Raw genomic sequence first — 25,421 nt, 5'->3', positions numbered from 1 at the left:
TTTTTTGTGCCCTCACCTGATGGAAAAATCCAGGTGATACCCGCGTTGCTTCAGTTCATTGTACTTGTTCTCATCAAACATGTACTTATAAGCCCCTTTCTTAGATCCGGATTTATCCTTTTCATCCAATCGCACCAGTACATTTGTGGCCAGAATCTTTTTTCTGAAGTTCCTGTCGTCAATACTTTTGCCATAAATGCCCTCATAGAGCCTTAATAGTTGTGGAAGGGTGAACTTCTCCGGGAGTAGTTCAAAGCCGATAGGGGTAGTGGTGGCATTGCGCTGGAGCTGCTCAATGCCCAGGTGGGTCATGTCGAGGTGATCCATGACCAGCTCTGGGAGTTGATCCAGATCGAACCATCCGGCACCATGACTATTCACCACTTCCTTTTGAATGGAATCGAGTTTGATCAGACTCCAGTACAGTACAGACACCACTCTGCCACCGGGATCACGGCTGGCTTTACCAAAAGTGGAAAGTTGCTCCAGAAACACTCCGTCGAGTCCCGTGAATGTCTTCAGTACGCGCTGAGCGCCAGCGGATAGGTCTTCGTTTTCATTCACAAATCCACCGATAAGGGACCATTGCCCTGCAAATGGATCTACTTTTCTTTGAAATAAAAGTAACTTAAGGTTCTCTTCAGAGACATCATAGCCGAACACCAGACAATCTATGGAAACCCACATGGTTGGATGCTGATAAGTCATGATGAATCGTGTTTTTAAGATATTGATAGTCAACTATAAGCGTTAAATTTACGTTTATTATTGAAGAATTTAAAATTAGATTGAGCCCAGAATACCCAAAATGAAACGTGTCGCCACCATCAAAGATATTGCCAGTGCGCTGGAAGTGTCCACCTCTACTGTATCCCGCATTCTCAATGGTAAAAATCAAAGCAATGCCCGGTTGGTCAAAGATGTGAAGGCCATGGCCCGCAAGCTGAATTATCAGGTGAATACCGCCGCAAAAGGACTGAGAACGAACAAGACAAAACTGATTGGAATCATTGTTCCAGAGATTGGAGATGATTTCTTTGCAGCCATTCTTTCAGGTATGCAGGAGGCTTCTGAGGAGCTTGGGTATAACCTGCTGGTTTGCCAGTCCAATGAGTCTAAAAAGAAGGAAAATCAACTGGTTAAATCCCTGGTTGCATGTAATGTGGAAGGGATTCTGATTGCTCCATCAAAGGAAACACACAATATTAATTTTCTTAAAAATCTAACAGTTCTGGGTAAACAGGCGGTGATTTTCGATCGCACCATAGAACAGGATGTGTTTCCGCACATCTCTTTTGATGATGCACATGGGGGATATATGGGAGGTAAGTACCTCATAGCGTTGGGGCACCGAAAGTTGTTGTTTATAGGGCTCTCTCAAGCGCTAAAGAATGGCGTGGCCAGACTAAGTGGCTATAATAAGGCTTTGGATGAAAGTGGTTTGCCACATTGTAAGGTGAGTTTTTTAGACTCGGATGGTAGCGCATCAGAGATCCTCGAAGAACATTGGAAGGAGGGCGCATTTGATGCCGTGGTCTGTTATAATGACCTGATCGGTGCACAGGTGATTGCCCACTTTAATGAGATAGGCGTGAAGGTCCCCAAAGAGGTTTCAGTTTTGGGTTTTGACAACCGGCCATTGTGTGAGTATACGTTTCCTAAACTGTCAAGCATAGAGCATTCCACCAGTAAGATGGGCCGCATGGCCGTGACTACATTGCTGGACTTGCTCAATGAAACCGAGTCAGAGCCGCTGGATATTGTACCTAAATTGATTTTGAGAGATTCGGTGGTTCAGCGTGGGTAATTAAACTGAGACAAGGTGTTCTATCGAATTGTTTAGAAGTGGAGTTTGAAAAGGTCATCGGTGGTATTCCTATACCTACTGGCTAGAATTTGCACTTTGGAATTGAGATGTCGGGGATCATACTTTTCCGCAAGCGCATATAAACAAAAAAACCCTCTGAAAATCAGAGGGTTTTGCAATTTTTAGCGGTATGGACGGGACTCGAACCCGCGACCTCCTGCGTGACAGGCAGGCATTCTAACCAACTGAACTACCACACCGTTTGCTCAATTGCGTTGCAAAACTATACCCTTACTTCTTTAAATGCAACACTTCATTTCAAATATTTTAAATGTGTTTTTCAATTCCGTTAAAATGTCTGAAAAGGGTATTTATGGCTACATTTGTACCTCAAAATTTTTCAATACATGCACCTAGAATTCGAAAAACCAATCGTAGAATTAGAAAGCAAACTGGCCGACATGAAACTGTTGGCCCAGCAGAGTGATGTAGACGTATCAGCGGCTATCACAAAATTGGAAGAGAAGATTGTGAAGTTGAAAGAGGATACTTTTGAAAACCTGACCAGGTGGCAGAAAGTACAGTTATCCAGACATCCTGATCGTCCTTATACACTGGATTATATTTATGAAATTTCAGATGACTTTATAGAGCTACATGGTGATCGTACGGTAAAAGACGACAAGGCCATGGTGGGCGGGTTTGCCAAAGTGGACGGACTCTCGGTCATGATCATTGGTCAGCAGAAAGGTCGCAATACCAAGCAGCGCCAGGAGCGTAATTTTGGTATGGCCAATCCTGAAGGCTACCGCAAGGCACTTCGCCTGATGAAATTGGCAGAAAAATTCAATACCCCAGTCATCACCCTCATTGATACTCCCGGAGCTTATCCTGGCATAGAGGCCGAGGAGCGTGGACAGGGAGAGGCTATTGCCCGAAACCTGAAAGAGATGATGACTCTGACTGTGCCTATAGTAAGTGTGGTAATCGGAGAGGGAGCTTCCGGTGGAGCTTTGGGTATTGCGATAGCTGATAAGGTGCTGATGATGGAAAACACCTGGTATTCGGTAATCTCTCCTGAGTCCTGCTCGTCTATTCTGTGGAGAAGCTGGGATTATAAAGAACAGGCAGCAGAGGCGCTTAAATTAACTGCTAAAGACATGCTTCAGCATAAGTTGATAGACGGCATCATCAAGGAACCGCTTGGTGGAGCTCATGCGGATATGAAGGCTGCTTCAAAGGAGCTGAAGAAAGAAATTGTCAAGCACATCAAAAGTCTGGAGAAGCTAACGGTAGAGAAGCGAATAGCTGAGCGAATCGATAAGTTCTCCAACATGGGAGTGGTGGCCTGATGGACATAATCATTCACAAAGGGGCATGGAGCTCTTTATTTACTGAAATCGATATTCATAGCGCTTTGATTTTATGAAGCTGGGTCTGGTATTGTCCGGAGGGGGTGCAAGAGGTATCGCGCATTTGGGGATCATCCAGGCTCTGGAGGAAGAGGGGCTCTCGTTTCACGTTGTCTCTGGTGCGAGTGCCGGTGCGCTGGCCGGTGGGCTCTATTGCGCAGGATACACCCCCTCGGAGATTTGTGGTTTTATTGAAAAAACTAACTTTCTCACTGCTTTTCGGCCGTCTTTTAACTGGCGCAGCCTGCTGAATATAGAACGCGCTTCACACGAACTGAAAAAGTATTTTCCAGAGGATTCTTTCGAGGCCCTTAAAATTCCCTTATGTGTATCTACCACAGACATCAAACGAGGAAAGGTGAAAGTCTATAAGAAGGGCCAACTAATCAAACCCATTCTGGCTTCCTGTAGTATCCCCGTGGTATTTGACCCAATCGTAATAGGTAAAAGGACCTTGGTAGATGGGGGGATCCTTGACAACCTCCCATACGCGTCTATTCAGAAGAGTTGTGATAAAATTGTAGCCCTGCACTGTAATCCCATTGACAAAGGATATGAGTTGGGCAATTGGCGCGACCTGATGGAGCGATCGATGATGCTGACAGTTACTCAGAATGTTCATGCCAGAAAGAAACATTGTGATGTGTTTCTGGAGCCCCCGGGGCTGAGTAAGTTCAAGGTGTTTGACTTCAAACAGGCTCAGGCTATTTACAAATTCGGATATAAGTACGCCCGAAAAGCCATTAAAGAAGGCGCATTGAATAAACTTTAATCCCATGAAGAAAATCTTTTTTAGTTTTTGCTTTAGGCTGACAGGCTGGAAGATGAAAGGGCAGCGTCCAGACCTGAAGCAATATGTTGTGATTGTAGCACCACATACCAGCAATTGGGACTTTTTCGTGGGGGTAGCAGCCAGGAGCATAAGCGGATTGAAGAGCCATTTTCTCGCTAAAAAATCGCTGTTTGATCTTCCTGTGGTGGGCTGGTTTATGAGGGTGATTGGCGGATTTCCTGTGGATCGGTCAAAAAACACCAATATGGTGGATCAGGTAGTAGAGCTATTTCAGCAGCATGAGGAGTTCATTATCACCATTACTCCGGAGGGCACACGGTCTTATGTGCCGGAGTGGAAAACAGGTTTTTACCGGATTGCGCATAAAGCGGGTGTACCCATCGTGATGGTGGGTTTTGACTTTGAGCACAAAGTGGTGGAGTATCGTGAGCCCTTTTACCCAACAGGGGATATGGAGGCGGACCTTGAATTCATTAAATCCTACTATAGATCCATCAAAGGTAAGCACCCGGAGAAAGGGGTAGTATAAAAAAAAGCGCCTCAAGGGCGCTTTCATTATTTCTTAGTAGTTGTTCGTTTGGTTCTGCGTTTTGGTTTTTCTTCCTCAATCACTTCATCCTCAACATCTGAGAGGATTCGGCCACAGTGCTCACAAACAATAATTTTCTTCTTCTCGCGTATTTCGGCTTGCTTTTGCGGGGGTACCACGTTGAAACAGCCACCACAGGCGCCACGCTTCACAGGTACTACAGCCAGACCATTTCGCATGTTCTCTCTTACTTTCTCGTAAGATTTCAGCAATCTGTCTTCTACCTGCTTGGCCGCTTTGTCTCTGTCTTTCATGAGCTTCTGCTCATCGGCTTCAGACTCACTGGCGATAGTATCCAGTTCGTTTTTCTTAGAATCAAGATCCTTTGTACGCTCAGATAAAATTCCTTCTGTCTGGGCGATCTCTTCTTTCTTCGAGTCGATCTTTACGTAAGCTTCTTTGATTCTCTTTTCAAGAATTTGAATTTCGAGCTGCTGCAATTCCACCTCTTTGGTGATGGCATCATATTCGCGGTTGTTGCGAACATTCATTTGCTGCTCTTCGTACTTCTTGATGAGCTTCTCAGCGTCTTTGATGGCGGTCTTGTTGCTCGCTATATTTTCTTCTAGTTCCGCAAGCTCTGAGTTTTGTTTCTCAACTCTCGTCTGGTAACCAGCAATCTCATCTTCAAGATCCATTACCTCATCGGGTAAGGCTCCTCTGATCTTCAGTAGTTCGTCACGTTCAGAATCGATGGATTGTAATTTTACGAGGCTTTCGAGCTTTTTCGCTACGGTGTTTTCCATGTAGTATTACAAATAATTGATAGGATTCGTTTGTACCTCCGATAAACGGAGTGCAATATTAGTGAATTTTTCGCTTATAATATCATAAAGCAAGTCCTTTGTGAACTGCTCACTTTCGAAGTGTCCAATATCCGCTACAACGATCCGACTATCGGCTTCAAAGAAGTCGTGATATTTGAAATCTCCGGTGATGAACACATCAGCTCCGGCACCTATTGCCTTACTCAGCAAGAAGCTTCCTGCTCCCCCGCAGAGGGCTATTTTCGATACTTTTTCATTGCAAATCGAGGTATGGCGGACACACTCGGTGCGCATGGTTTGTTTGAGATGCCTGAGGAATTCCAGCGTGTCCATAGGGGATGAGAGCTCACCCACGATGCCTGATCCCACTTCCTGATGAGTATTGCTGAGCGCAGAGAGGTAATAGGCTACTTCTTCATAGGGGTGACTATTGTGAAGGGCACTGACTATTTTACTTTTGAGATAGGTGGGAAAAACGAGCTCAATTCGCTTCTCACTGACTGTTTCGTCCACATTGTGTGTGCCGATATGGGGATTGGAATTTTCTCCGGGGCGAAAAGTGCCTGTGCCATCTGACTGAAAGCTACAGTGATCATACTGACCGATCTGCCCGGCACCGGCTGCATACAAAGCATCCAACACCCGCTGTGCATCCTCATGCGGTACGAAAGTTACCAGTTTGGAGAGGATCTCCGATTTGGGGCTCAAAATGCGAATGTTTTTCAAAGCTAATTGCTCTGCGATCTTTCTGTTTACTCCCAGGTGCACGTTGTCCAGGTTGGTATGGATGGCATAAAGAGCAATGTTGTTTTTCAACGCCTTGATCACGCATCGTTCTACCCAGTGCTTGCCGGTCAGGCTTTTGAGCCCTTTGAAAATCAAGGGATGGTGGGCGATGATCAGATTGTCTCTGTTGCGAATGGCCTCGTCAATCACCCGCTCTGTCACATCGAGGGTAATGGAGACCCCGGACAGCTCCGCATTGGCATCACCAACCAGGAGCCCTGAGTTGTCATAAGACTCCTGATAGCTGAGTGGTGCAAATTGCTCTAAGAAATCTGTAATATCTTTGATTCGCATAGTAAACTCCCTTTATGTATTGGTGGCAAGTTATTGTATTTCCTTTTGCGCTGTTATTTGACCTGATCACCAGGCTCAGAAACCTGCTCTATGATCTTGGGGTAAAGAAAACGGTGCGCTTTGATACAAATGTAGTGGTCGTGGGTAATCTATCCATAGGTGGTACCGGGAAAACACCAATGATTGACTATCTGGTCAGGTATTTTCATCCGCAGGACAAGAAGGTATGTACCCTCAGCCGTGGTTATGGGCGAAAGACTTATGGGTTTAGGTTAGCTACTGTTGCTGATACGCCTGATACCATCGGGGATGAACCCTTTATGTATTTGCAGAAGTATCATGGTCTGGTACCGGTGGCGGTAGGAGCTGAGCGCGATCTGGCCATTTCGGAGCTCCTGGGGCACGTGCCGGATGCACATGCCATCCTCCTGGATGACGCTTTTCAGCACAGAAGAGTCTCACCTTCCGTATCCATTGTCCTGACCACCTATCAAAATCCCTTTCACAAGGACTATCTGCTGCCAGCAGGCAGGCTACGTGAAGCCCGCCGTGGGGTGCGGCGTGCAGACATCATAGTGGTGACCAAGTGCCCGGAATATATGAGCGCGGCAGATCAGGTGAGGATGCGGTATGAGATTCAGGAGTATACCTCGGCATCCGTGTATTTTATGACGGTACAGTATGACCCTCTGGTTCCTGTTTTTCAGAATGGGAGTGAGCTCAAAAGAAATGTGTTGGGCATTTCCGGAATGGCCAATCCTGAGCCATTTGAGCATTATCTCCGCCGAAACTATGCCGTGAAGCATACCTATAACTACAGAGACCACTATCGCTACAAGCTAGGGGATGTGCGGGACATTCTCCGGGAAATGGATGAAGATACGAGCCTGATCACCACTGAGAAAGATATGGTGAAGCTTAAGCAGTTTCAGGAGTTACGCGATTATTCCTGTTTTTATCTACCCATTCGTATGAAATTTTTGAAGGACGAATCGTTATTCCTGTCAAACCTGGAGTCGAAACTGAAAAACTATGCCCAAGAACCTATTTGATTATACTTTTGCGCTGTGAAAAAATCACTATCGGCAATACTTCTTTTGATGAGTGTGCTTTCGGTCGCTCAAATCACGGATGATTCCAGTGAACTGGTCTACGGGTCAAAAACCACTTTGATCATTTATGAAAGCGATTTGAAGAACAATCAGGAGAAGGAAAGGCACCCTGATACCACACTGTATGAGTTAGAGAAATTTACCAAGTTGGATCTTGAGCGCAGAAAATATCAGGATCTGGGTAACAATGGGACGGCCCTTTTTCCAATTTTTTACCCGGCCCCCAAGCAAATAGGACGTACCAGTGGGCTTTCTGCATATGATCCGTACATGATCAATCCTGAGCAACTGAAATACTATGACTCCAAGTCGCCGCATATCAACCTGATGGTGGTTTTTGGAGGTGAAGGTCGCTCCGTGGTGGACATGGCTTTTAGCCGGAATGTCAATGAAAACTGGAACGTAGGATTTGATATTTATCGGATCACCTCTGATAAGCAGATAGGTAAAAGTGGGCAGCAGGATCGCAATGTGGTGGGTACGGTTTTCGACCTATATACGTACTACAAACATAAGGATAAGCCCTACAATGCCTTATTTCATATGGTGAACATGAGCTATGATATAGAGGAAACCGGAGGCATTTATGTAGAGGATTTGTCTCAGGCCACCAAGGCAGATCTTTTTGAATATCAGGACTCTGACATTCAGCTTTCGGAAGCCCGATCAAATGATGACCGACTTAATTTTCATCTTTATCACCAGTACAACTGGACTACCCCGCTGCAATTTTATCATCAGTTTGACCTGAAAAATCAGGAGGTAGGCTTTCAGGACTTCAAGGATGTGTCCAGTGGGACTGATCTCACATACGGCGGTTATTATGATCAGTTTTTGTTAGGGACGGACAGTACCTATGAGCGATTCACCTGGAAGGAAATGGTGAATGAAGTGGGAATTAAAGGAGATCTGGCCAACATCTTTTACAGATTATACTTAAAGAGGAGAGACCTTGATTTTGACAACCTCTATCAGGACCCTACACCCCGTTTCAGTGAGATGTTTTTGGGAGGCTACACCCGGTTTGACTGGAAAGACCAGTTTAATATAGAAGCCAAAGGTGAGCTGATGCAGAGTGGAGAGTATCAACTGACCGGTCAACTCAACTCCGACTTCCTTTTTGGATCCTATAAGTCTGTAAGGTATAAGCCTGCTTTTATCTACGAGAAGTATTTTGGTAATCACCATGAGTGGAATCAGACTTTTGCTTCAGCCTTTAGCAATGAAATTACTGCTGGTCTGCAGGTGGATTTAGGGTTTTTGAAAATCAGACCTCTGGGACGGTTGCTTAGTCTGGACAAGTTTTTCTATTTTGATGAGAATAAAACTGCTCAGCAAAGTAGTGATGTGGCCATTATGGCTTCATTAGGGGGTGACTTTAATTTCAAACTTTATACCAACAAAGCGCTCAAAGAAGCCTTCCATTTGGAGAATGAGGTTTACTATACGAGTATCTCTGGTGGGGGCGCTGACAATATGGTGGTCCCGCAGTTTTTCTATAATGGTCGTTTTTTTTGGCGCGGATACTGGTTTAAAGACACCATGGGTGTGGAAGTGGGCATAGATGTGCACGCCAAAAGTCAATACTATGCGATGGGATATGCACCCGAACTACAGCAGTTTCATTTGCAGCGTGAGTTTCTTATCGAGCAGTTTTATACCGCCGATCTCTTTTTGAGTATGAAAATCAACAATCTTCGGGCCTTTGTGAAAATGACCAATATCAACCAGCAGAGTAACGATGGCTATTTTGTGACGCCTTATTACCCGGGGCAGTCTCAGGTGATGGATTTTGGTGTGAGATGGATGTTTTTTGATTAATGATGGACGACCACAAGACAGTATTGGGGCTTAAACTACCGACCGACCCACGGTGGGTCAATATTGCTGAAATGCAGATAGAGGATATCCTTGTAGACCATGCCTACTGTGAGCAGAAGGCCGCCTCCTCTTGTATTTCCCTGATTATTCAGTATCCTGAAAAGGCGGAGCTGGTGGATGTCCTTACTCCCGTGGTGGCCGAGGAATGGGCTCATTTTGAACGGGTGATTGAGCAGCTCAAAAAGAGGGGTTATGCTTTGGGGTATGCCCGCAAAGATGAATATGTCACGGCGCTCAACAAAGTACTGAACAAAGGAGGGAGCAGGGATCAGCAGTTGGTAGAAAAGCTACTCATGAATGCCCTGATAGAAGCGCGAAGTTGTGAGCGATTCAAGTTACTCTGGAAAAACATTGCTGATGAAGAGTTGCAGACCTTTTACTATGAACTGATGGTCTCTGAAGCCGGGCACTACGTCAATTTTATTGAATTGGCCAAGGTCTATATGCCCGAAGAGTATGTGAAATCACGTTGGGAGGAGATACTACATGCAGAGGCTGATATCATCAGAAGCCTCGAAGTTAGGGGAGATCGGATGCATTGAAAAGGCAGATCTAAGCTCCCATCAGGTCTTCTGCTTTTTCTTTTTTGCTGCAGGAAAGAGGATGTTGTTGAGGATGAGTCGATAGCCCGGAGAATTGGGGTGGAGGTTCAGGTCTGTTGGTTGTTCATTGACGAAATGTTGGTAATCCTCCGGGTCGTGTCCGCCATAAAACGTCCAGAATCCCTTGCCCATGATCCCATGAATATAACGCGCTTCACCTACTGAGCGGGTTTCACCCATAATCACCACATCCGACTTGATGAGTGACTTCCTGAACGAAGTAGTCTGCCCCATAAACCCTTTGATAATGTGTTCGTGATTTTGTGTGAGCATGGTAGGGATGGGGTCCCATTTGGCGGAAAACTCAAAGAGGGAGAAAAAGTCTGTTTCCTGCTTCAGTCCACGTTCACGCGCCTGCATGTCTATGTCTGAATATTCATACTCATAGGGGTTTCTTTCCAATCGAAAATTCTGAAACGCCATGGTCTTTTCAAAGTCCAGCTTATTTTGAGCGTTCGGGTCAGCAGGATCACCATCATACATAGACTCTACTATGTCCAGGCCCTCTGCGGCCAGTGCTATATCATAAGTGTCTGTGGCTGAGCACATGGCAAAAAGGAAGCCGCCCCCTGCAACGAATCCGTGTATTTTCTTCACGACAGCCAGCTTGAGATGAGATACCTTAGAGTAACCATGCTTGCGCGCAGACTCTTCATATTCGCGCTGCTGCTGCTGGTACCATGGGAAGTGCTGGTAGGTGCGATAGAACTTACCATATTGACCCGTGAAATCTTCGTGGTGTAGATGTAGCCAGTCGTATTTAGGAAGTTCGTTGTACATGATCTCATCATCAAAGATCACGTCATAGGGTATCTCGGCATAAGTCAGGACGAGTGTTACTGCATCATCCCAGGGCTGTTTGCTCTTAGGGGAATACACCGCAATTTTTGGATATTTCTCCAGCTTCATTACGTCCATATTGGAAGCCGGGCTGGCGATCTCATTCAGGATCTGATTGGCTTGTGCATCGGAGATGATCTCATAGGACACATTGCGTATGACACATTCATTTTCGATACTCTGAAGGTGTTTGACCATAAAACTGCCACCGCGGTAATTGAGCAACCAGTCGGCCGGTACTTCCTGGGTCAACATCCAGTAAGTAATTCCGTATGCCTTTAGGTGATCGGTCTGTGTTTCATCCATGGGAATGAGGATGTAGGCACATTGGGCCTGAAAGCCAACAAAAAGGATTAGAATCAGAAAGAGTTTACGCATCCCACTATCAAAATTTAATACAGCAACAGTCAATCATAAAGCATAGTTCTCACTAACTTTCCAAAGCGATAAAGGTAACCCATGGATCTCAGAGAAAATATAAAAGAAGGAATAAAATCGGTACGGGCCAATAAGCTCAGAACCTTCCTCACGGCGGCCATTATTGCCATTGGGATCACTTCGCTGGTGGGTATTCTCACAGCCATTGAGGGTATTCAAAGCTCCATTAACGATAGTTTTTCCAATCTTGGAGCCAATACATTTGACATGGAGAGTGTACGTCAGAATCGGGGTTCTCGTGAGGGGAAAGAGGCCAAAGTCTTTCCACCACTGACTTATGAGGATTTAATGAGGTTCAAAGAGAAGTACACTGCCGGGGTAGTGAGTGTAAATGCTTATGTGTCCTTTGCTGCGGAGATCAAACGTGGATCCAAAAAGACTAATCCGAATTCACGTGTCCAGGGCGGTGACGACAATTACCTGCTGGTGGACGGTTATGACATCAAGGAGGGGCGTGGGTTCTCACAGATTGAAGTGCAGAATGGAGCCATGGTGGTGATTATTGGTTCGGAGATTAAGGATGCCTTGTTTGAAAAAGAGGAAGACCCGATTAATAAAGAGATTAAATTCATGGGCTCCAATTTCAAAGTGGTTGGCTTGCTTGGTGCCCAGGGTGGAACTGGTGGTAATGGAAGCGTGGACCGTATGTGTCTGGTACCCACACTAACTGCGAGACGTCTGGCGGCCGGGAGACAGCTGGATTACGAAGCCACAGTGGCGGTGCATGATCCCACACAAATGGATGCCGCTACCGGGCTGGCTACGGGCCTTATGCGCGCCATCAGACGTGATCCTGTGAAGCAGGAGAACTCCTTTCAGGTGACAGTGAACCAGTCACTGGCTGAGCGACTCGGTGAAATTACAGGCTATCTGAAGATTGGAGGATTCACCATTGGTTTCATTACCCTGCTGGGTGCCTCCATTGGCCTGATGAATATCATGCTCGTATCTGTGACAGAACGAACACGCGAAATAGGTGTTCGTAAAGCATTGGGGGCCACACCATTAAAGATTCGTCAGCAGTTCCTGATAGAAGCCATTGTTATCTGTCAGATGGGTGGTGTTGGAGGAATTGTACTGGGTATTGTTATCGGCAATCTTACTTCCAGTCTGATCAGTAGCGGGGGTTTTGTGATCCCTTGGTTGTGGATTCTTGTGGGGGTGATCATTGGGATGACTGTGGGGCTTATCTCAGGATACCTGCCTGCTTATAAGGCTTCCAAGCTCGATCCTATCGAGTCATTGAGATTTGAATAACTTAGCCGGATGATTTCAGAAAAACTTTCCAAAGTCATTCGTGACGTACCTGACTTTCCAAAACCCGGTATTCTATTCAAAGACATAACCCCCGTACTGGCCAATCCTGCACTGAGTGCCGAGGTGAGCCAGACCTTCTTTGATTACTGGAGTACGAGAAATGTAGAAGGGGTTGTCGGCATTGAATCCCGTGGGTTCATCTATGGTTTGCAATTAGCACAGCAGTTGGGAGTGCCATTTATTCCTGTGAGAAAAGCCGGGAAGCTGCCATATGAGACCATTAAGCATTCTTATGATTTGGAATATGGATCCGCTGAGATAGAAATTCATGTAGATGCGATTTCTAAAGGTCAGCGTGTGCTCATTCATGATGATCTATTGGCTACTGGCGGGACTGCAAGAGCTGCAGCAGAACTGATTCAGAAGATTGGTGGTGAGGTGGTTGGTTATTCTTTTTTGGTGGAGTTGTCTTTTCTCAAAGGCCAGGAACGTTTGAAAGGTTCCGGCGAAGTGCATTCGTTGGTTACTTTTTAGGTGATTGATGGCTGCGTTGAGGCTTGAAAAGTCCTCTGCTCACCTGGTAGACAGGCATCACATCAATCCGTTTGAGGTAGTGATTTGACTTGTGGTGATGCGACCTCTGCCTGCGCAGAGGTGACGGTATTGGTAGCTATTGGTAATCAGAGACATCATCAAATAGGTCTCTCCAGGTTGGATTAAACTCTGCGATCAATCGATCTTTCCAGTCACGCTTCCACTTTTTCAGTTGTTTTTCCCGAGCTATTGCTGCATCGATTCTGTCATGAAATTCAAAATATACCAAATAGTAACATTGATATTTTTGAGTGAATTCAGAGCCTTCACCATTGCGGTGTTGGTAGGCACGGGCATAAAGATTAGAAGTTACACCAATGTAGATGGTTGTACGGTATTGGTTGGCTACGATGTAAACGTATCCTCCTTTAGCAGTCATAAACAAATATAAGTAAAGGCCGTCATGCCTGCGTAGGCAGGCATCACATCAAGACAGTTAAGTGACTGACTTGTGATGATGCGACCTCTCCTGCGCAGAGGTGATATTGTTACTCAATAATCATCACTTCCTTCACCCGATCCAGTGCGTCAAATTTTACACTCAAGCGGCGGAACGTTCCATTTTCACAACCTGAAGATGGAGTAAGGTTATAATAGAAGAATTTCTGATTTCTATTGTAAAGCTCATGCTCATCGGGAGCTCCCAAAAGTAGCTTTATTTCCGCCTGGCCTTCACCCAACAGTTTATCCTGTTGAGAGACCAGAAGCTGGGCATCGCTCAGGCGGTTGGCATTACAACTCAATTCAGATCCCCAGGCGACTTTGTCAAAACCCTCGATTTTTGGTATGGAATAACAGGCACTTAACAGGAAAACTAATAACAGTGGAAAAAAGTATTTCATGAGTTGATCACCGACCTGACTCTGCCGGCTGCAGGTTTATATATAAAGAAAAATGTAATCAAAGAGGTTACGGTGTATAGGACGGATATGATCATCACGATGGGGAGCGGATACAGTAAGGAAAAGATACCACCACAAAACAGAATGCGTAGGTATTCCAATCTGCTCCAGTCGGGATGATTGTCTAGTAATAACCCAAACTGAGCTACCGACCACACAATCACCAGAGAAAACACAAGTTTGTTAATCAGCTCCTGATCAGGCAGAGTGAATAAAAAAACTGAAGTGACACCCAATGCAATCACAAACTGAACAAGGACATATATGCTTATTTTAAGCGCCGGATGTGTGTCATACTTACGGTAGTTGGCCTTATCTACTTCCGGAGCTGGCTGATAGCCTCCGAGGGCCACAGGTCTCCATCCCGGTTTGTTGAACAGGATGCCCAGCTTGTTCATTAAACCAGGTGTACTCTTAAGCTGGCTGGTCATATCTACATAGTGCTGCAGATTGGCCCATACGGGGTTCCAGGTATTGATGGGCTTGGTGATGCCGTAGGTGGGTCTTTCTTCTTCCTCCTGAAAGGTGCCAAACATTCGATCCCAGATGATCAGAGACCCGGCATGGTTCTTATCGATGTATTTTGGATTACGACCATGGTGCACCCGATGATGAGATGGCGTATTGAAAATGAGCTCAATGGGGCGGGGGAGCTTACCTATGGTTTCGGTATGAATCCAAAACTGATAGACTGTATTAAGCGCTGCCACCAGGAGAAAAGTAACTGTGTTGAATCCTAGAAATGCCAATGGGATGTAAAACCAGAAGGTCCACACCACCTGAAAGGACCCCTGCCGAAGGGCTACTGAAAAGTTGTAATCTTCGCTCTGGTGATGTACCACATGTCCACCCCAGAAGAGATTCACCTCATGACTCATTCGGTGCGCCCAGTAGTAGCACAGGTCTACGGCCAGGATAAGGAGGGTTACAGACCACCAGGTATTTTCGATGTGGAAAAGGCTCCAGTTTTCGTAGACAAACTGATAAGCAGCGATGGTTATCACTTTGAAAAAGGCACCCGTAATCTGCTGGGTGATGCCACACGAGATATTAGTGACCGCATCATTAAGTCGATAAATCTTTTGGTTGTGGAAAAACTGAACCAGAAGTTCCACCACAATGAGCAGAAAGTAAATGGGGATGGAAAGAATAATGGGGTCAATATTCATGAACCAAAGGTAAAGCATGCTGTCGGATCATTAGCTTTGAGCTCTTAAAAATCTGCCAGTCATGGATCAGTTCAAAATCAACTTGTACCACATACCAATTAGTCAGTTGCTGGAGATGGTTAAGGTGGAGTTCCCCCATGCGGTCTATGATTTTAAGAAACACATCGTGGTGCTCAACGATGAAGCGCACGAATCTCTGGGATTTATCCGGTTGCCCTTACATCTGACTATTCATCAGGACTTATCGGTTGTGGAAGAAACCGCGAGTGTGCTTTATTTGACTATTGAATCAGGGAATGCGGCTATTTCCATAATGGAAGGTACCGAGAATCGGTATCACACCACCTTCTCTGCCTACATGACCCGTAAGAAGCAGGGATATAGTCAGATTAAATACTTAAATAAAAAAGGGAAATCAAGGGCCGGCTCAAGAGTAAGATTGGCCGCTACTACGGAGTTTTTCGAGAAAATAAACACCACTTTGACTGAGCTGTTGGAGACCTATGAGATATCCCGGATCGCATTGAATTGCAACACCACCCTTATCCCATATTTGTACCAATCCAGGGTACCTTTCCCCATTGATAAAAAGGACCCCATACTCTACAAAATCCCCCTTCATATCCCACAATCCAATTTTACGAACCTGGAGGCGGCCATTAAAAAGTTGAGATCACCGATGCTATTTTATAACCCGGAGTATGCCGAGAAGATGGGGCCGTTCTTACCAAAAGACTGAACTATTGGTTAGCCAAAGCCTGCCGGAGGGGGCATTCAGGAGAAATGGGTTGACCCTTTCTGTAGGCTTTCAGGAGCTCCACTGAGCGTCCTGCAAGTTGTCGGCGTACAGCTCGCCTTTCTCCTTTCACCCTGGCGATTTTCATTCGATCATATTCCGTTGTCTGGTGACGCATCCATGCCGTTACCGCCCTTGCAGCTCTTTCCGTCAGTGGGATCCTCTGTGTGCGGGCTACCGTTCCGCTACCTACAGGAGTAGCATGTGCGGTGATCAAACGGGCCATGGTAGTTTCATACACACGATGGATGGGGTGAAAGTTCAAATAGCCAATTACCGCCTGTTCGAATTCAGTGGTGTATGCTGACTGTTTCTTGTCTCTTGATTTGGCGGCACTGGCCATTTTCCGGGCGTAATCAGGAGCGGAGCGCATGTTGTCCACTTCCTGCTTTGCGAGGGCTATGTGATCTTTTGGGGCCCATATCCCCAGAGACTGTAGTCGCCTGCCTTTTTTGATTTGTATGCGCCAGCAAGCGCCCGCTGCGGTCACCTTTCTGGTGAGGGCGGCATCTCCGGCAGGTAGAAAAGCCCAATCATGGGGTGGCTTTTCGGGTAGTCCATATTCATTGATGATGTGACCGCCGGCACCAGGGCTCATCAGTCGTATTTCTTTCATTCGCTCATGAGTTGAGGTGGCAAAAATAGGAGTTAAGATTATAACTCCGGCAAGGAGACTGGTTGTATAAATAAAAGCTTACTTTATCTCATCTCTTCACGATCACCCTCCAACTCATTAATTGTTTGATCCAGCCGGTCGAGGTATTTGCCAAAAGCCTTGCGGTTCATCCACCTCGCCAACCAGTGGCCTCCTACCGTTAACAGTACAATGGTCATTACAAGGAATATCCAATGGATTGTTTGAGTCATGATCTGTGCATCCCGATCCACAATCTGGAATCCCAGAAAGAAGCCACCGGAAATAGAGACAGGGTAGAGGGCCAGCGCTGTAGACTCCTCATACCTGAGCACCCGTTTGATGCGGTCGCGGTAGGTGGTAAGACCGTGCAGAACATCTTGAGTCATGTCCACACCTCTGTTGAGTATTTGTAATTCCTGATAGAGCAGAACGGCACCCACCAGATAGGCTGCAAGCAGGATGGTTAGCAGGACCTGAGAAGCCAACGGAAAGGCAAATGGAATACCAGCCCCGATGGCCAACGTAAAAAAAACAGCGTACGCCAATTTCTTCCTAACCCCGGATCGCAACTTCTCTATCACTCCGGCAGATTTCAATGTGGCGGTTTGCTTGATTTCCTCTGCCGAAATACGAGTAAACTCCTCACTTTTGGAGTTCAATTCTTCCCAGGCTTCTTTTAGTTCGTCCATTGGGCTTTTTCGTTAAGTTTTTTCTTCAATGCTTCTTTGATCCGATGGAGTTTAACCCCCACGTTGTTTTTACTCAGTCCGGTGATATCGGCGATTTCTCCATTGTCATAATCTTCCAGGTGCAGCGTTACGATGGTTTTGTCTACATCATTCAGCCCTTTGATAGCCCGCATGAGCAGATCTGATCGCTCTGTTTTTTCAGGTACCTGATGGATGGCCTCCACGGCGGAGTCCAGGCTGGTGGAGGTGATTTTCCGCTTTCTGTTAAAGGTAAATACCGTATTGAGGGCCACTCTGTATAGCCATGTGCTAAACTGTGAGTCACCCCTGAACCTATCCTTGGCTCGCCAGGCTTGCAGCTGAATTTCCTGTTTCAGGTCACGCTTGTCTTCAGGGTCATCCACGTACAGATAAAGGATCTTGTGGATGATCCCGGTGTGATTTTGAATTGCTGTTATAAATTCTTTTTCAGTCAAGGTGATTGTGCTTGGGGTGACCTACTTTTGTGCCGTTAGTAAGATTTGACATTTGAAAATTACAGCTTCGTTCAATTAAAATATGCTTAGAGTCGTTAGTTTCCTCAAGTTACTTTCCATCATTCTTTTTCTAATCATTCTCGTGCTGGTATACGCCTACCTACCCATTATGGTCGCAATGGAGCCCGGTACCGGTGGTTTGCAGCTACACAAGGAGACTTTTTTCTATTATGTGGTGGCTGGTTTCGTGATTGTGAATCTCGTGATGCTGGCTTTTCAGAAACTCTTTGAGGGCAAAATTGAAAATGAGGATGTAAAGGCCTGGGTGAGAAGTGGAGCATTTGTGATTAATATCTGCTTGACGCTTCTCGTTGGATTCATTGGGGTGCTCAATAACAGCGGACACCTGAACCCCTCGGGTTTTGCCTATTTGAACTACATGGGGCCGGTGCTCATTTTTTCATGGATTTTAGGATTATTTTATCTGATCTATAAAAAGGCTTAAAACTACTTGATTTGCAATATTTTAAGGCTTTTCAATTCATTTAAAGGCTCAAGTCACTGTTGATTTTAAGGCCTTTCTAAATCTGTTTTTTTGTATAAATTCCGATTTGAGTTGATCAAATCAATGGTTTAATCATCCGATTTCAAACGCGCGTATGGCAGAAGTACAATATACCGAGGATAGTATCAAGTCGCTAGACTGGAAAGAACACATCAGACTGAGACCCGGGATGTACATAGGGAAGCTGGGCGATGGCTCGGCCCACGATGATGGTATTTATGTATTGGTGAAGGAGATCATCGATAATAGCATCGATGAGCACATGATGGGGCACGGGAAGACCATCAACATCAAAGTATCTGACCGAAAGGTGGAGGTACGGGATTTTGGTCGTGGGATTCCACTGGGCAAAGTGGTGGATTGTGTGAGTAAAATAAATACCGGAGGAAAATACGATTCAGGAGCCTTTCAGAAGTCCGTAGGACTGAATGGTGTGGGTACCAAAGCAGTGAATGCACTGAGTTCCTATTTTAAAGTGCAGTCGTTCAGGGATGGAGAGACCAAGTTAGCGGAGTTTGTAAGAGGTGAAATCACCAATGACGCCAAAGTGGAAAAGACCACAGAGCGCAATGGAACGGCTATTAGCTTTGAACCAGATGATACGGTGTTTAAGCACTATCATTTCATACCCGAATACCTCGAAAACCTGCTTTGGAACTATGCCTTTCTTAATGCGGGGCTCACCATCAATTTCAATGGTAAAAAATACCATTCTGAGAATGGTCTGCTTGATTTGCTGGAGCGCAAAACCGACGAGGAAGCTTTGCGATATCCGATCATCCACCTGAAGGGCAATGACATAGAGGTGGCCATGACCCATGCCAATCAATATGGGGAAGAGTACTATTCTTTTGTGAACGGGCAGCACACTACACAGGGTGGCACGCACCTGGCGGCCTTCAGAGAAGCTGTTGTGAAAACCATTCGGGATTTCTATGGCAAAAACTTTGAGGCATCTGATGTCCGGGCATCCATTGTGAGTGCCGTTGCGGTACGGGTTCAGGAGCCCGTTTTTGAGAGTCAGACCAAAACCAAACTGGGCTCTATCAATGTGGCTGAAGAAGGGCCCACCATGCGAACCTTCATCAATGATTTTTTGAAAAAGGAGCTGGATAATTTTCTTCACAGAAACAGTCAGATAGCCGAGGCACTACTCAAGCGTATTATGCAGTCTGAGCGAGAGCGCAAGGAGATAGCAGGCATCAAAAAGCTGGCCAATGAACGTGCCAAGAAAGCCAACCTTCACAATAAGAAGCTAAGGGACTGTCGCATTCACTATGATGACAAGAAAGGGTCTGATGAGTTGCTGGAGAAGACCATGGTGTTCATCACCGAGGGGGACAGTGCCAGTGGGTCTATCACGAAATCGAGAGACGTACAAACTCAGGCAGTTTTCAGCTTGCGAGGCAAGCCTTTCAATTGTTTTGGGCAGACCAAGAAGGTGGTGTATGAAAACGAAGAATTCAACCTGCTCCAGCATGCGCTCAATATTGAAGACGGTCTGGAAGGCCTGCGCTACAGAAAGATAGTGATAGCTACCGATGCGGATGTAGATGGGATGCACATCCGACTACTGCTGCTGACTTATTTCCTTCAGTTTTTCCCTGAGTTGGTGAGAAATAATCACGTCTATATTCTGGAAACCCCGTTGTTCAGGGTGAGAAACAAAAAAGAGACGATCTATTGCTACAGTGACGATGAGCGAAAGGCGGCCATTGAAAAATTAGGGAATAAACCAGAAATCACTCGATTTAAAGGACTGGGTGAGATCTCTCCGGAGGAGTTTGGTGGATTCATTGGGGAGGACATCCGTCTGGAACCAGTCATCCTTCAGAAAGACACCAAGATCAAGGATCTTCTTAGGTTTTATATGGGAAAAAACACACCTGATCGTCAGGAGTTTATCATAGATAAGCTCCGCATAGAGAAGGATGTGGTGGATAAGGAATCAGACGCGCCTATTTTGGCCTAGTACTTTTAACCTCAGGATGATGAAGGATATAAAATTATGGATATTGTGCAGTGGCCTGCTAATGTTGATGCTTATCAGCGGTTGCAGGGATGAAGAGGTTACTCCTGAGGAAGAGCAGGTAGAGACCACTCCACTTACACTGGTGGAAGCCACCCGCATATTTTCTCGCCCGGCAGGAGATTTGCGAGCTTTTATTTCACTATCCGGACTGGATGTAGATGTAGACCTGATGGTTCACGATGTGACGTTGTATAAAATCACCTATAAGACAGACTATAAAGGAGATTCTATCACCGCTTCGGCAGTCATTATGCTGCCAAATACCGATGATACTGTATCTACAGTCAGTTTTCAGCACGGCACCATTGCGTCAGAGGCTGAGGCCCCAACCAATCTGGAACTCTCGGATGGTCAGATCATTTTCACATCTGCACTGGCCAGTACAGGGTTGGTGGTAGTTTTACCGGACTTCATTGGCTTTGGTGCATCTGGCGACCTCATGCATCCTTATTATGTGGAAGATCTTACTGCCACTTCGGTGCTCAATGCCATCTATGCTTCCAGGCAGCTCGTAGGGGATTTGGAGATGTCTATTGATAATGAATTGTATCTGGCAGGCTACTCGCAAGGAGGATATGCCACCATGGCCACCCACAAGTATTTTGAAGAATCGGGGATGGCATTCTATGACCTGAAAGCTTCTTTTCCCTCTTCCGGTGGATATGACATCAAAGCGTTTCAGGAGTACTTCTTTAGTTTGGATACGTACCATCAGCCCTTTTTTCTGGCTTATGTGGCTTATGCCTATAAAGAAACTTTTGATTGGGACCATGATCTGGATTTATTTTTCAATGCACCTTTTGCAGAGTCCATTCCTGGCTATTTCGATGGATCTAAAAGTGGGAGTGAAATCAATGCCCTCTTAAATGACGAGCTTTCCGTATTACTGAACCCCCAGTTTATTGCCGGGGTTGACATGCCGGCATATGCCTTTGTGAAGGAAGCCTTTCTTGAAAATAGCCTGACGGACTGGACACCGTCCATCCCAATGTTTATGTATCATGGTGATGCCGACATCACCGTTCCTTATCAAAACTCGGTGGATGTATATGCAAGGCTACTCGCCAACGGAGCTTCTGCTGATGTGGTGTCGTTCACTACATTGTCTGGAGGCACTCATGGAACTGGTGTGGGCCCATATATAGAGCTTTTTGTAAGTGAAATATTCAGATTAGAAAATGACTAAGATGAGAAAAATCGTTCTGAGTTGTGTTTCTCTGATGGTGTTTTGGGTAGCCAATGCACAGTATAATAAGGAACATCCATTGGTTCATACCTACTCGATCGTTGCCTATGATCCGGAGACCGGAGATTTGGGTGTGGCGGTTCAGTCACATTGGTTCTCGGTTGGCACGGTGGTTACCTGGGCTGAAGCAGGAGTGGGGGCCATCGCTACCCAGTCATTTTCCAATCCGGCTTTCGGTCCGCAAGGCCTTGCACTGCTGAAAACGGGATTGAATGCCAAGCAAGTGCTAGATGCTTTGATTAAAAGTGATGAAGGAGAGGCTTTCCGTCAACTGGGCATTGTGGATGCCAATGGGCTGGCAGCTTCTCATACGGGTGCCAAAAACATCCCGGCGGCAGGGCACCTGATTGGGGAAAACTTTGCCGTTCAGGCTAACCTCATGGACAATGACACGGTTTGGCCGGCCATGGCGGAGGCTTATAAAAATGCTAAAGGCCCATTGGCTGAGCGGATGATTGTCGCACTGGAAGCGGCGCAAGCTACAGGTGGGGATATCCGAGGTAAGCAGTCAGCGGCCGTATTGGTGGTCTCCGGGTCACCCACTGGTAAAGTATGGTTAGATAGAAAAGTGGACATTCGGGTGGATGACCATACAGAGCCGCTAGTAGAAATCAGGCGGCTATGGGAGGTGCATCAGGCCTACGAATATATGAATAAAGGTGATCAGGCTGTAGAGGCGGGTGATTTTGAGTCAGCCAGTCAACTGTATGAGAAAGCGGAGGGCATGTTTCCTGATAATCTGGAAATGCAGTACTGGCATGCGATCAACCTGGCCAACACTGATAAAATGAGTGAGGCACTCCCTATGTTTAAAGCGATATTTAAGAAGGATGAGCATTGGCGAACGCTCACTCCGCGACTCATTAACAATGGTGTGCTGAATGTTTCGGATGATGAACTTAAGAAGATTTTAGCACAGTAATGTCAGTCAAGAGTGGAGGGGCAGGTCAAATACTCAATTAAGGATGTAAACAGATTAGAAACTCCGATAGGCGAGTTGACGAGAATGCAAAAGAGTAACGTGTGGAATTTGGATCAAAAATTTAAATTCTATAGCAAGTCAAAATACAGGATGTCATGAGTGAAGAAAACGGCAGAGAAGAAGAAGAGCTGCATGAAGTAATCCCGGTTTCGGGAATGTATGAAAATTGGTTTCTGGACTATGCCTCCTACGTGATCATGGAGCGTGCCGTGCCGGCCATAGAGGATGGTTTAAAGCCAGTTCAGCGGAGGATACTCCATGCCCTGAAGGAAATGGATGATGGGCGGTTCAATAAAGTGGCCAACGTCATTGGTAGCACCATGCAGTATCACCCACACGGTGATGCTTCTATAGGCGATGCCATTGTGAATATTGGGCAAAAGAATCTCCTGATCGATACACAGGGTAACTGGGGAGATGTACGCACAGGGGACAGCGCAGCTGCAGCCAGGTATATAGAAGCCCGCCTTTCAAAGTTTGCGCTGGATGTCATTTACAATGCTCAAACTACCACCTGGCAGCTATCTTATGATGGTCGGAAAAAGGAGCCAGTAACTTTTCCGGTTAAGTTTCCGCTGCTGCTGGCACAAGGGGTAGAGGGGATTGCCGTAGGTCTTTCCACCAAGGTACTCCCGCATAATTTCTGTGAGATTTTAGAGGGGGCGATCAATATTCTGAAAGGTAAAAAAGTGGTGCTTTATCCAGACTTCCTGACTGGAGGAAAAATAGACGTTTCCGACTATAACGACGGGAAGCGTGGTGGAAAGGTGAGGGTGAGGGCGGTCATTGAGGAGCTGGATAGCAAGACACTGATCATCAAGGACATTCCATTTGGCACTACCACTACTTCGCTTATTGAGTCCATTATTAAAGCCAATGACAAGGGTAAAATCAAGATCAAGAAAGTAATTGACAACACAGCCAAGGATATTGAGATACAGATCCAGCTGGCACCCAACACTTCTCCCGATATCACGATTGATGCACTTTATGCATTTACGGATTGTGAGGTGTCTATTTCACCCAATGCTTGTGTGATTTACGACGATAAGCCACAGTTTTTGGACGTTACTGAGATCTTAAAACACTCTGTGGATCAGACAGTAGCGTTGCTGAGACAGGAGTTGGAAATCAGGCGCGGTGAGTTGATGGAGAAGATTCTCTTTTCTTCCTTGGAGAAGATTTTCATTGAAAACAGGATCTACCGTGATATAGAGGAGTGTGAAACCTGGGAAGCTGTCATTCAGACTATTGACAAAGGTTTGGATCCCTTCAAGCCTCAGTTTTACAGGGACATCACACAGGATGATATCGTCAGACTCACAGAAATTAAGATTAAGCGAATTTCCAAGTTTGATGCCTTTAAGGCAGATGAACTGATGCGCAAGCTCACAGAAGAACTACAGGAGACTGAGCACCATCTGGCGCACATTACTGAGTTTGCTATTGCTTACTATAAGAATCTGCTGGACAAATACGGCAAAGGGCGTGAACGCAAAACTGAAATTGCCAATTTTGATACCATTTCCGCCACAGTGGTAGCAGCTAACAATGCCAAGCTTTATGTGAACCGGGAAGATGGATTTATTGGCTATGGCCTCAAAAAAGATGAGTTTGTTTGCGAATGCTCTGACATTGACGATATCATCATTTTTCGCAAGGATGGCGTGTGTCAGGTCACCAGAATACAGGATAAAGTCTTTGTAGGTAAGAACATCATCTATGCCGGGGTTTTTAATAAAGCTGATGAGCGCATGGTATATAACCTGGCTTATGTAGACGGTAAGAGTGGGCGCAGCATGGTGAAACGTTTTCAGGTGCTGTCTGTGACCAGGGATCGAGAATACGACCTGACCAAAGGGGGGAAAGGTTCACGGGTTCATTATTTCTCTGCCAATCCGAATGGAGAAGCCGAAGTGGTAACCGTGTATCTCACACCGGCAAGCAAGGCTCGTAAGAAAGTTTTTGATTTTGATTTTGCAGAGATAGAAATCAAAGGAAGAGCGGCTGGAGGAAATATACTCACTAAGCAACCCGTAAGAAAGGTGCAGTTTAAATCAGCGGGAGTGTCTACACTTGGTGGCCTGGATGTATGGTATGATGAGGTGATTGGCAGACTGAATACTGACAAGAGAGGTAAGCACCTGGGCAATTTTAAAGCCGAAGATCATATCATAGTGTTTTACAAGGACGGGAGCTATGAGCTTACGAGTTTTGAACTTACCAACAGGTATGAGCCCAATCAGGTTCTTGGACTTTTTAAACATGAAAAGGACTTACCGATCAATGCGGTTCATTATGATGCAGGAAACAAGGTCTATTATGTCAAGCGCTTCCTGATCGAGACGACTTCTCAGGACAAACGATTCAGTTTTGTGTCTGAGGCCAAAGGATCCAAACTAATCTTTGCCAACAATAGCGATAATGCGCTGATCTCCGTTACTTATAAGGATGGCAGGAAAAATGAGACCGCTGAACTGGACCTGGCGGAAGTCATCGATGTGAAAGGGTGGAAGGCACTGGGGAATAAGTGTCCGTATCAAAACATACTTTCTGCTACCGAGATCATCCCAAAGAATGATGAAAAGGAGGTGGATGATGAAGAAAATGAGCTGGACGAAGATAACGGCGAATCCGCAGTGGATCTGGAGGCATTGAAGAGCAACATTAAGCATGAAGTGGAGGAAGAGGACAATCAGCTGGGACTTTTTGGAGGGAAAAGCAAAGACGAAGAAGACTAAGCCTGAAAGGGCCA

25 protein-coding genes and 1 tRNA gene are annotated in these 25,421 nt (G+C 45.8%); 15 read left to right on the top strand and 11 right to left on the bottom strand.

The features are described from left to right. Positions 1 to 12 precede the first annotated feature (12 nt). Positions 13 to 708, bottom strand: coding sequence for an NUDIX hydrolase (locus RIH33_RS02795; RefSeq protein ID WP_406653528.1), 696 nt, complete (start codon positions 706 to 708; stop codon positions 13 to 15). Positions 709 to 808: 100 nt separating this feature from the next. Here RIH33_RS02795 and RIH33_RS02790 point away from each other — a divergent pair, with 100 nt between their 5' ends. Beyond that, entirely contained in the window at positions 809 to 1,807 is a 999-nt protein-coding gene (locus RIH33_RS02790) for a LacI family DNA-binding transcriptional regulator (RefSeq protein WP_406653527.1), read from the top strand. Positions 1,808 to 1,993: 186 nt separating this feature from the next. Here RIH33_RS02790 and RIH33_RS02785 read toward each other — a convergent pair. Beyond that, positions 1,994 to 2,067, bottom strand: a tRNA-Asp gene (locus tag RIH33_RS02785). 147 nt (positions 2,068 to 2,214) lie between these two features. Here RIH33_RS02785 and RIH33_RS02780 point away from each other — a divergent pair. From RIH33_RS02780 to RIH33_RS02770, 3 genes are all read left to right on the top strand, one after another. Then, positions 2,215 to 3,159 (top strand): acetyl-CoA carboxylase carboxyltransferase subunit alpha, encoded by a 945-nt coding sequence (locus RIH33_RS02780; RefSeq protein WP_406653526.1) that lies wholly within the window; start codon positions 2,215 to 2,217, stop codon positions 3,157 to 3,159. 73 nt (positions 3,160 to 3,232) lie between these two features. After that, on the top strand, positions 3,233 to 3,991 hold the full coding sequence (locus tag RIH33_RS02775) for a patatin-like phospholipase family protein (protein WP_406653523.1): 759 nt from the start codon (positions 3,233 to 3,235) through the stop codon (positions 3,989 to 3,991). A gap of 4 nt (positions 3,992 to 3,995) precedes the next feature. After that, entirely contained in the window at positions 3,996 to 4,541 is a 546-nt protein-coding gene (locus RIH33_RS02770; protein WP_406653522.1) for a lysophospholipid acyltransferase family protein, read from the top strand. A 26-nt stretch (positions 4,542 to 4,567) separates the two neighbouring features. Here RIH33_RS02770 and RIH33_RS02765 read toward each other — a convergent pair whose 3' ends face one another. Both RIH33_RS02765 and RIH33_RS02760 read right to left on the bottom strand, forming a co-directional pair. Beyond that, positions 4,568 to 5,347, bottom strand: coding sequence for a zinc ribbon domain-containing protein (locus RIH33_RS02765; RefSeq protein WP_159580067.1), 780 nt, complete (start codon positions 5,345 to 5,347; stop codon positions 4,568 to 4,570). A gap of 6 nt (positions 5,348 to 5,353) precedes the next feature. Continuing rightward, the gene (locus tag RIH33_RS02760) at positions 5,354 to 6,448 is read right to left on the bottom strand and encodes a Nif3-like dinuclear metal center hexameric protein (RefSeq protein ID WP_406653520.1); all 1,095 of its coding nucleotides are present in this window, start codon (positions 6,446 to 6,448) and stop codon (positions 5,354 to 5,356) included. 14 nt (positions 6,449 to 6,462) lie between these two features. On the opposite strand from RIH33_RS02760, the gene lpxK reads away from it, so the two are divergent. Genes lpxK through RIH33_RS02745 form a run of 3 tightly spaced genes read left to right on the top strand, consistent with a single transcriptional unit; the run spans position 6,463 to position 9,983 of the window. Continuing rightward, positions 6,463 to 7,500, top strand: coding sequence for a tetraacyldisaccharide 4'-kinase (lpxK, locus tag RIH33_RS02755; RefSeq protein ID WP_406653519.1), 1,038 nt, complete (start codon positions 6,463 to 6,465; stop codon positions 7,498 to 7,500). 15 nt (positions 7,501 to 7,515) lie between these two features. Further along, positions 7,516 to 9,381 carry a putative porin gene (locus tag RIH33_RS02750; RefSeq protein ID WP_406653517.1) on the top strand — a complete coding sequence of 622 codons (1,866 nt, stop codon included), beginning with the start codon at positions 7,516 to 7,518 and terminating at the stop codon, positions 9,379 to 9,381. A gap of 2 nt (positions 9,382 to 9,383) precedes the next feature. Further along, positions 9,384 to 9,983, top strand: a complete 600-nt coding sequence (locus tag RIH33_RS02745) for a tRNA-(ms[2]io[6]A)-hydroxylase (RefSeq protein ID WP_406654031.1) — start codon at positions 9,384 to 9,386, stop codon at positions 9,981 to 9,983. Positions 9,984 to 10,004: 21 nt separating this feature from the next. Here RIH33_RS02745 and RIH33_RS02740 read toward each other — a convergent pair whose 3' ends face one another. Continuing rightward, positions 10,005 to 11,261 carry an asparagine synthetase B gene (locus RIH33_RS02740; protein ID WP_406653515.1) on the bottom strand — a complete coding sequence of 419 codons (1,257 nt, stop codon included), beginning with the start codon at positions 11,259 to 11,261 and terminating at the stop codon, positions 10,005 to 10,007. Positions 11,262 to 11,342: 81 nt separating this feature from the next. Between RIH33_RS02740 and RIH33_RS02735 the strand changes: the two genes are divergently transcribed. Both RIH33_RS02735 and RIH33_RS02730 read left to right on the top strand, forming a co-directional pair. Further along, positions 11,343 to 12,578 carry an ABC transporter permease gene (locus RIH33_RS02735; RefSeq protein ID WP_406653514.1) on the top strand — a complete coding sequence of 412 codons (1,236 nt, stop codon included), beginning with the start codon at positions 11,343 to 11,345 and terminating at the stop codon, positions 12,576 to 12,578. Between the two features lie 9 nt (positions 12,579 to 12,587). Next, entirely contained in the window at positions 12,588 to 13,112 is a 525-nt protein-coding gene (locus RIH33_RS02730; protein ID WP_406653512.1) for an adenine phosphoribosyltransferase, read from the top strand. A 136-nt stretch (positions 13,113 to 13,248) separates the two neighbouring features. Here the strand turns inward: RIH33_RS02730 and RIH33_RS02725 are convergent, their stop codons facing one another. The 3 genes from RIH33_RS02725 to RIH33_RS02715 all read right to left on the bottom strand — a co-directional run bounded on the left by RIH33_RS02725 (position 13,249) and on the right by RIH33_RS02715 (position 15,261). Beyond that, complete coding sequence (locus RIH33_RS02725; RefSeq protein WP_406653510.1) at positions 13,249 to 13,551, bottom strand: GIY-YIG nuclease family protein; 303 nt, start codon at positions 13,549 to 13,551, stop codon at positions 13,249 to 13,251. Between the two features lie 109 nt (positions 13,552 to 13,660). Beyond that, complete coding sequence (locus RIH33_RS02720; protein WP_406653509.1) at positions 13,661 to 14,014, bottom strand: hypothetical protein; 354 nt, start codon at positions 14,012 to 14,014, stop codon at positions 13,661 to 13,663. Beyond that, positions 14,011 to 15,261 carry a sterol desaturase family protein gene (locus tag RIH33_RS02715; protein ID WP_406653507.1) on the bottom strand — a complete coding sequence of 417 codons (1,251 nt, stop codon included), beginning with the start codon at positions 15,259 to 15,261 and terminating at the stop codon, positions 14,011 to 14,013. Before RIH33_RS02715 ends, RIH33_RS02720 begins: the two co-directional genes overlap by 4 nt. Positions 15,262 to 15,304: 43 nt before the next feature. Between RIH33_RS02715 and RIH33_RS02710 the strand changes: the two genes are divergently transcribed. Further along, positions 15,305 to 15,982 (top strand): hypothetical protein, encoded by a 678-nt coding sequence (locus RIH33_RS02710; protein WP_406653506.1) that lies wholly within the window; start codon positions 15,305 to 15,307, stop codon positions 15,980 to 15,982. A gap of 1 nt (position 15,983) precedes the next feature. On the opposite strand, the gene RIH33_RS02705 is transcribed toward RIH33_RS02710, so the two are convergent. The 3 genes from RIH33_RS02705 to RIH33_RS02695 form a co-directional block, all read right to left on the bottom strand. After that, positions 15,984 to 16,655, bottom strand: coding sequence for a DUF2293 domain-containing protein (locus RIH33_RS02705; RefSeq protein WP_406653504.1), 672 nt, complete (start codon positions 16,653 to 16,655; stop codon positions 15,984 to 15,986). Positions 16,656 to 16,738: 83 nt separating this feature from the next. Further along, the gene (locus RIH33_RS02700) at positions 16,739 to 17,365 is read right to left on the bottom strand and encodes a hypothetical protein (protein ID WP_406653502.1); all 627 of its coding nucleotides are present in this window, start codon (positions 17,363 to 17,365) and stop codon (positions 16,739 to 16,741) included. Next, positions 17,353 to 17,841, bottom strand: coding sequence for an RNA polymerase sigma factor (locus tag RIH33_RS02695; RefSeq protein ID WP_406653501.1), 489 nt, complete (start codon positions 17,839 to 17,841; stop codon positions 17,353 to 17,355). Before RIH33_RS02695 ends, RIH33_RS02700 begins: the two co-directional genes overlap by 13 nt. 82 nt (positions 17,842 to 17,923) lie before the next feature. Here RIH33_RS02695 and RIH33_RS02690 point away from each other — a divergent pair, with 82 nt between their 5' ends. The 5 genes from RIH33_RS02690 to RIH33_RS02670 all read left to right on the top strand — a co-directional run bounded on the left by RIH33_RS02690 (position 17,924) and on the right by RIH33_RS02670 (position 25,407). Then, positions 17,924 to 18,346 carry a hypothetical protein gene (locus tag RIH33_RS02690; protein WP_406653500.1) on the top strand — a complete coding sequence of 141 codons (423 nt, stop codon included), beginning with the start codon at positions 17,924 to 17,926 and terminating at the stop codon, positions 18,344 to 18,346. Between the two features lie 154 nt (positions 18,347 to 18,500). Further along, the gene (locus RIH33_RS02685; RefSeq protein WP_406653498.1) at positions 18,501 to 20,378 is read left to right on the top strand and encodes a DNA topoisomerase IV subunit B; all 1,878 of its coding nucleotides are present in this window, start codon (positions 18,501 to 18,503) and stop codon (positions 20,376 to 20,378) included. A gap of 19 nt (positions 20,379 to 20,397) precedes the next feature. After that, the gene (locus RIH33_RS02680) at positions 20,398 to 21,624 is read left to right on the top strand and encodes an alpha/beta hydrolase family protein (protein WP_406653496.1); all 1,227 of its coding nucleotides are present in this window, start codon (positions 20,398 to 20,400) and stop codon (positions 21,622 to 21,624) included. A 1-nt stretch (position 21,625) separates the two neighbouring features. Beyond that, positions 21,626 to 22,606, top strand: coding sequence for a DUF1028 domain-containing protein (locus RIH33_RS02675; RefSeq protein ID WP_406653495.1), 981 nt, complete (start codon positions 21,626 to 21,628; stop codon positions 22,604 to 22,606). Between the two features lie 155 nt (positions 22,607 to 22,761). Continuing rightward, positions 22,762 to 25,407 carry a DNA gyrase/topoisomerase IV subunit A gene (locus tag RIH33_RS02670; protein WP_406653494.1) on the top strand — a complete coding sequence of 882 codons (2,646 nt, stop codon included), beginning with the start codon at positions 22,762 to 22,764 and terminating at the stop codon, positions 25,405 to 25,407. The last annotated feature ends 14 nt before the right edge of the window (positions 25,408 to 25,421 follow it).

Source organism: Marinoscillum sp. (genome assembly GCF_040222955.1).
In the GTDB taxonomy this organism is placed as follows: Bacteria; Bacteroidota; Bacteroidia; order Cytophagales; family Cyclobacteriaceae; genus Marinoscillum.
This window is presented reverse-complemented; position numbering and strand designations above follow the sequence as displayed.

Bases quoted from the DNA above. Each gene is read 5' to 3' on its own strand.
- RIH33_RS02710 (WP_406653506.1), top strand. From the start codon at position 15,305: ATGGATCAGTTCAAAATCAACTTGTACCACATACCAATTAGTCAGTTG.
- RIH33_RS02790 (WP_406653527.1), top strand. From the start codon at position 809: ATGAAACGTGTCGCCACCATCAAAGATATTGCCAGTGCGCTGGAAGTG.
- lpxK (WP_406653519.1), top strand. From the start codon at position 6,463: ATGTATTGGTGGCAAGTTATTGTATTTCCTTTTGCGCTGTTATTTGAC.
- RIH33_RS02720 (WP_406653509.1), bottom strand. From the start codon at position 14,014: ATGAAATACTTTTTTCCACTGTTATTAGTTTTCCTGTTAAGTGCCTGT.
- RIH33_RS02675 (WP_406653495.1), top strand. From the start codon at position 21,626: ATGAGAAAAATCGTTCTGAGTTGTGTTTCTCTGATGGTGTTTTGGGTA.
- RIH33_RS02780 (WP_406653526.1), top strand. From the start codon at position 2,215: ATGCACCTAGAATTCGAAAAACCAATCGTAGAATTAGAAAGCAAACTG.
- RIH33_RS02740 (WP_406653515.1), bottom strand. From the start codon at position 11,261: ATGCGTAAACTCTTTCTGATTCTAATCCTTTTTGTTGGCTTTCAGGCC.
- RIH33_RS02705 (WP_406653504.1), bottom strand. From the start codon at position 16,655: ATGAAAGAAATACGACTGATGAGCCCTGGTGCCGGCGGTCACATCATC.
- RIH33_RS02795 (WP_406653528.1), bottom strand. From the start codon at position 708: ATGACTTATCAGCATCCAACCATGTGGGTTTCCATAGATTGTCTGGTG.
- RIH33_RS02730 (WP_406653512.1), top strand. From the start codon at position 12,588: ATGATTTCAGAAAAACTTTCCAAAGTCATTCGTGACGTACCTGACTTT.
- RIH33_RS02735 (WP_406653514.1), top strand. From the start codon at position 11,343: ATGGATCTCAGAGAAAATATAAAAGAAGGAATAAAATCGGTACGGGCC.
- RIH33_RS02680 (WP_406653496.1), top strand. From the start codon at position 20,398: ATGAAGGATATAAAATTATGGATATTGTGCAGTGGCCTGCTAATGTTG.
- RIH33_RS02690 (WP_406653500.1), top strand. From the start codon at position 17,924: ATGCTTAGAGTCGTTAGTTTCCTCAAGTTACTTTCCATCATTCTTTTT.
- RIH33_RS02770 (WP_406653522.1), top strand. From the start codon at position 3,996: ATGAAGAAAATCTTTTTTAGTTTTTGCTTTAGGCTGACAGGCTGGAAG.
- RIH33_RS02760 (WP_406653520.1), bottom strand. From the start codon at position 6,448: ATGCGAATCAAAGATATTACAGATTTCTTAGAGCAATTTGCACCACTC.
- RIH33_RS02765 (WP_159580067.1), bottom strand. From the start codon at position 5,347: ATGGAAAACACCGTAGCGAAAAAGCTCGAAAGCCTCGTAAAATTACAA.
- RIH33_RS02745 (WP_406654031.1), top strand. From the start codon at position 9,384: ATGGACGACCACAAGACAGTATTGGGGCTTAAACTACCGACCGACCCA.
- RIH33_RS02775 (WP_406653523.1), top strand. From the start codon at position 3,233: ATGAAGCTGGGTCTGGTATTGTCCGGAGGGGGTGCAAGAGGTATCGCG.
- RIH33_RS02700 (WP_406653502.1), bottom strand. From the start codon at position 17,365: ATGGACGAACTAAAAGAAGCCTGGGAAGAATTGAACTCCAAAAGTGAG.
- RIH33_RS02685 (WP_406653498.1), top strand. From the start codon at position 18,501: ATGGCAGAAGTACAATATACCGAGGATAGTATCAAGTCGCTAGACTGG.
- RIH33_RS02670 (WP_406653494.1), top strand. From the start codon at position 22,762: ATGAGTGAAGAAAACGGCAGAGAAGAAGAAGAGCTGCATGAAGTAATC.
- RIH33_RS02715 (WP_406653507.1), bottom strand. From the start codon at position 15,261: ATGCTTTACCTTTGGTTCATGAATATTGACCCCATTATTCTTTCCATC.
- RIH33_RS02725 (WP_406653510.1), bottom strand. From the start codon at position 13,551: ATGACTGCTAAAGGAGGATACGTTTACATCGTAGCCAACCAATACCGT.